Genomic DNA, 2,585 nt, shown 5'->3' on the forward strand with positions numbered 1-2,585 from the left:
TTCCTGGCGATGCCCCGTGTGGGCCAGGAGGTGCTGATCAGCTACATCGACGGCGACCTGGACAGGCCGCTGGCGGTGGGCATCGTCTACAACGGCGAGAACCCGGTGCCGTACGACCTGCCCAAGGACATCCGGTACTCGGGAATGGTGTCGCGTTCGCTCAAGCAAGGACAGGTGCAGCACGCGAGCCAGATCACTTTCGATGACGAGCGCGGCGCCGAGCGCGTGATGTTGCATGCCGAACGGGACATGCAGGAAACGGTGGAGCGCAACAAGTCGACCTCTGTGGGGCGCTACATGAACCTGGGGGTATCCCAGATACTGACCATCGTCACAGGCGGCCCCAGCATGGGGGGCGCAATGAGCGGTGGTGGCGGCAACGGCGGGACGGCAGCGCCCGCCGGTGCGGCTGGGGGCAGTGGGACGCCTGCCACCGGCGGCGCGCCCAGCGTCAGCAATTCGTCTGTTGCGGTCAGGAATTCAACGACCGGCGTCAGCAACTCCACAACCGGCGTCAGCAACTCAGCAACCGGCGTCAGCAACTCGGCAACCGGCGTGAGCAACTCGGTAACCGGCGTGAGCAACTCGCTAACGGGCGTCAGTAACTCGGCAACCGGCGTCAGCAACTCCGTGACCGGCGTCAGCAACTCGCTCACAGGGATCAGCAATTCGGCCACAGGCGTCAGCAATTCCGTGACCGGTATCAGCAACTCCGTGACCGGCATCAGCAATTCGGCCACGGGGATCAGCACCTCCATCACGGGACTCAACGCCTCGCTCACCGGGATGATCATCAGCCTGACAGGCGTGAACATTTCCTTCACCGGTCTTGCCGTCAGCTTCACGGGGATCAGCACATCGTTCACGGGAATGAACATGTCGTTTACCGGCATGAACACATCGTTCACCGGCGTCAGCACCTCCTTCACCGGCATGAGCAGCTCGTTCACCGGCGTCAGCACTACGTTCACGGGCATGAGCACGTCCTTCACGGGCACGAGCACTGCCATGACCGGAGTTTCGACATCACTGACCGGAACATCCACATCTGTCACGGGGACCAGTAGTTCCATGACCGGTATGTCGCAGTCCATGACGGGCGTCTCCACGTCGATGACAGGTATGTCCAGGTCGATGACGGGCATCTCCTACACATCGACCGGGCAAAGCACTTCCGAAACAGGCATCTCGATCAGCTCGACCGGAACCTCCGACAGCCGCACGGGCACCTCGACCAGCATGACCGGCACCTCGACCAGCACGACCGGCACCTCGACCAGTACCACCGGGACATCGACGAGCATGACGGGCACGTCAACCAGCACGACCGGGACATCGACGAGCACGACGGGCACATCAACCAGCACGACCGGCACCTCGACGACCACCACCGGATCGTCAACGTCCACTACGGGTACGTCGACCGCCCGAACCGGCTCCTCGAACACGACGACCGGGGTGTCGATGTCCTACATCGGCGTCAACATCTCGCGAGTAGGGATGGAGATTAAAGACAGCAGCGGTGGCGGTGGCGGCGGCGGCGGCGGCGGCGGCGGCGGTGGCGGCGGCGGCGGCGGCGGCGGCGGCGGCGGCGCCGGTGGCGGTGGTGCCGGTGGCGGTGGCGCCGGTGGCGGTGGCGCCGGTGGTGGTGGCGCCGGTGGCGCCGGGGGTGGCGCGGGCGGTGGCGCGGGCGGCGGCATGGGCGGCGGCATGGGCGGCGGCATGGGCGCAGGCATGGGCGGCGGCATGGGCGCAGGCATGGGCGGCGGCATGGGCGCAGGCATGGGCGGTGGCATGGGCGCAGGCATGGGCGCAGGCATGGGCGGCGGCATGGGCGCAGGCATGGGCGGCGGCATGGGCGCAGGCATGGGCGGTGGCATGGGCGCAGGCATGGGCGGCGGCATGGGCGCAGGCATGGGCGGCGGCATGGGCGCAGGCATGGGCGCGGGCATGGGCGCAGGCATGGGCGCGGGCATGGGAGCGGGCATGGGCGCGGGCATGGGAGCGGGCATGGGCGCGGGCATGGGCGCAGGTTTGGGCGCAGGAGCAGGAGCAGGCTTAGGCGCAGGTTTGGGCGCAGGCGCAGGAGCAGGCTTAGGCGCAGGTTTGGGCGCAGGCGCAGGCGCAGGCGCAGGCGCAGGCGCAGGCGCAGGAGCAGGCGCAGGAGCAGGCTTAGGCGCAGGTTTGGGCGCAGGCGTAGGAGCAGGAGCAGGAGCAGGAGCAGGAGCAGGAGCAGGAGCAGGAGCAGGAGCAGGAGCCGGCGCAGGCGCAGGCGCAGGCGCAGGCGCAGGCGCAGGCGCAGGCGCAGGCACAGGCACAGGCACAGACGCAGGCGCAGGCTCAGGCTCAGACGCAGGCACAGGCACAGGCTCAGACGCAGGCACAGGCACAGGCACAGACGTAGGTCCAGGCACAGACGTAGGCCCAGGCACTGGCACAGACGCAGGCACAGGCGCGGGCGTATGAAGCTGATCGAACTGTCCTCGCCGGATCTCGACCCTGGTGCTGTGGCACTGGCTTTCAGTACCCAAGAGCGCCTGTCACAGGAGCCGTCGTACGAACTGGAGCTGGTGTCGCCTCGTCCA

Annotated in this window: 1 protein-coding gene and 2 pseudogenes; all 3 read left to right on the forward strand. The window is 67.9% G+C overall.

The features are described 5' to 3' along the window. Positions 1 to 144 precede the first annotated feature (144 nt). Positions 145 to 246, forward strand: a pseudogene (locus AC099J_RS31535) (hypothetical protein); the annotation flags it as partial. Positions 247 to 729: 483 nt separating this feature from the next. Next, positions 730 to 1,512 (forward strand): annotated as a pseudogene (locus tag AC099J_RS31540) (type VI secretion system tip protein VgrG); the annotation flags it as partial. Positions 1,513 to 1,522: 10 nt separating this feature from the next. Next, on the forward strand, positions 1,523 to 2,062 hold the full coding sequence (locus tag AC099J_RS31545; protein ID WP_479619260.1) for a hypothetical protein: 540 nt from the start codon (positions 1,523 to 1,525) through the stop codon (positions 2,060 to 2,062). Positions 2,063 to 2,585: the final 523 nt, after the last annotated feature.

The sequence above is a fragment of the Rhodoferax sp. RT4P68 genome, from assembly GCF_056521305.1.